This is a genomic window from Chitinophaga sp. (assembly GCF_035564935.1).
Taxonomy (GTDB): domain Bacteria; phylum Bacteroidota; class Bacteroidia; order Chitinophagales; family Chitinophagaceae; genus Chitinophaga.
In genome coordinates this window covers 1-2,975 of the sequence record NZ_DATMTE010000371.1, presented here as the reverse complement: position 1 = coordinate 2,975, position 2,975 = coordinate 1, and the positions used below count along the sequence as shown (strand labels likewise).

The window sequence follows — 2,975 nt, the reverse complement described above, 5'->3', positions numbered from 1 at the left end:
GGCGTCTTTGGCGAATACCTGTCCCTGCTGAAAATTCCGTATATGCGGCGCTGTTATCACTGCCTTTGCGGGGTCGATGCCCAGGGCCTTCCAGTCGATAGCAAGTTTAATGGTGGTGTTTCCCGGCGCCCAGCTGGCAAGGGATACCAGCACCGCTCCATCTTTCCGGTATATGGTGGCCGGTACCAAAGGATTATTGGTTTTAACGGGGTTGTTCTCCACCCAGTAACCAATCATTTTTGTTCCCTGCATGCCAAAATCATCCCATACCTTCCAGATAGGACGCGGATCAGAAGTGGCTGTCCACGGCATGCGGTTAGTCATGCCATACACCATACCCCGCCACTGGTTACCGCCATCCTGGAGCATTTCACCCATCAAACCAAAGGGTATACCGCTTACCTCCGTGAGGAAGAAAGCCGGATCATTCTTTTCATAGTCGAAATACTCACCAAACCAGAGCCGGTTCAGGTAAGGGAAATGCTCCATATAAAGTACCGCACTGTTAATAAATCCATCGGACTTATTATACTGGTTGGCAGAATGCAGGTCAATGATCCCCGGATGATTATCCTTTGTCAGTACGCGTTTCACCCGCTTCATAGTAACCCGGTCAAAAGCCACATCATCCAGGTAAATACCATCGATGCCTACGTTTTGTACCAGCCAGTTCATACCTTCCACATAGTAGTTATGCCAGCGGTTCATTCCACTGTTGATGATAGCCGCATCTTTAAACTCCGGCACAAACCACGCGGCGATATAGTCCTTCCCTATATGTTCCTGCAGCCAGGAGAAGCCGCCACCCTTACCCGGGCTATATACCTCATGCCCCAAACTACGCAGCGGGAAGGTTTCCCAGGCATGGTTGGAAAGCTCTCTTACTGTATTATAGATCTTTACCTTAAGCCCTCGCTGATGCGCTTCAGCAATATAATTCTTCATCGCTTTCCATTCAATGAACGGATAGTTGATCCAGGGATTGATATCGTTGCCGTGATGGATGTTTACCACAGTGGCCCCGGTAGCCTTGATGCTGTCGAGGTTATTGTACTTGTGATAGAAACGGGTAGACCACTGGAAATCTGTGTTAACAGGATGGAAAGGGGTGATGATCAGGTGGAAATTATAATACAGTACCTCCCCTTTATGCAGTGTTCTTTCACCGCTGTAATTATTTACCAGTATTGATTTTCCTTTTTCGCCAATAGTAATCCCCCCTTTATCGCCGTTGCCCCAGGAAGCCGGCAGCAGTAAAGGCTTTTGCAGGTAAAAGTTAGTATTCAGCGGGCGCACATAGTTTTCATCCCTCAGGTTAAACTGGATACCTGCATTCACATCACCGATCCAGGCGCCGTCCTGGTTCTTGTTTTTTACATCCCACTTCCAGTCGATTTTTTCAGGACGTACACCGCCTTTCTGGTTGAGGCCCATCATATACTTTGCCGCACCTTTATCAAATGGCAGGTGCATGGTGATTTCCTTCAGGGCTACCTCTTCTTTTGCAGTTACTTTCACCGTGTAATCAAGGAAGCCGTCAAATTCAAGTGTGGCGGTTACTTCCATTTCCAGACCGGTAGTAGTGTTCAGGGCTTTCCAGCTGATTTTGCCCGGGGCCTTCCGGGTGATTTGCCAGCCATGGTTTTGCCAGTGAAGATCCTTTCCTGTAGCGGCCCCAATGAAATGGAAATGCACCGGCTCCGTGAAAATATTTTTAGGCTGTGTAGACAGCGAGGTCATTTCAGGTGTGAAAAAAGTCTGGATCTGGGCGGGGAAACCGTCTTTGTTGATACCTACTTTCCGGCCCAGCAAACTGATTACACTGTCTTTCAGCTCCAGCGGAGTATACGGCGCAATCACAGCATCGTCCTGCGCCAGTGTGGAGTTCAGCCATTTCAAACGGGTTTGTTTCCACGGCTCATTAAAGCCGCTGTTCACTGCCTGTTTATTCGTTACCGTGAGTGTAATCCTCACCGGCATGGCGGGCATACCTTCTGCCCTGACAGTAGCAATTCCTTTATAAATACCGGCTGCAGCGTTTTCCGGCACATCTACCCCACACCACATCGCCTGTACTTTCCCTGCCGGAATATTCACTGTAGCAGAAAAGGGCTTTGCATCATAGGTGGTACCTGTAGTATTGATGCAGTTGAGTTGTGCAGCAGGAATAGTTTGCCCCGAGGCTGTTTTCAGATCGGCAAAGGAAACCTCCACCCCTTTCATTTCGCGGCGGGCAAAAATGCCCAGCTGAAATGCGTAGTATTCTCCTTTATCTGCTGTGCCGGAGAATGACTGGGATGGTCCTTTCTTTATCCAGCGCTGTGGAAGATCGTCGGTCATTTTTATTGGGAACTGCCTGTCTTCCGGGAACAACATATATCCTCCGCCCGGATGCCTGAGCAGCAGTTGTTTCCGTTCTGCTTCCGTGGCAATTACTTCCATGGGATAGAAAGTATTGAAGCTGTCGATGGCTTCCAGCTGTTTCACGGTGGTATTGGGCTTTATGCCCGCCGGGATGGATTGCAGCCAGTTATCACCGGCTGTTTGCTCCGGGGCCAGGTATACGCCTTGGGGATAGTTGTTGCGGCCCTCATTTTTTGAAGGCAGGTAATATATATAATAGTCTCCTTTTCCTGAAGTGGGTTCAAAGCAGATATCTCCCTGCTCGCGGTTAAGTGTCAGCGTCTTTACATTGGTAACCTGCTGTTTTGTTTTTGCATCCTCTATAATAATGCGCTTCAATTCGGGGTGCTCATCGCGGCGGCGCCAGGGTATTACCACACGGGCCACGGAGTTGCTGCCGTTAAAAGTAACTACTGCGCGATGGTTACCAAGCGAGTCTGCATTCCAGTTGTTGTTGCCGTTAACATACTTCAATTCCTGGGCAAGGGCCGTAGTAAGAAAACTGAAAGTAAATCCTGCCAGCAGCAACCCTTTCCTGAAACTGGGGGAAGAGTGTTTTATCTGATACATGA

General features: G+C 49.0%; 1 protein-coding gene. It reads right to left on the bottom strand.

What is annotated here, in order from left to right:
* On the bottom strand, positions 1-2,975 hold a 2,975-nt coding region (locus VN105_RS09880), incomplete at both ends, for a glycoside hydrolase domain-containing protein (RefSeq protein WP_325640342.1).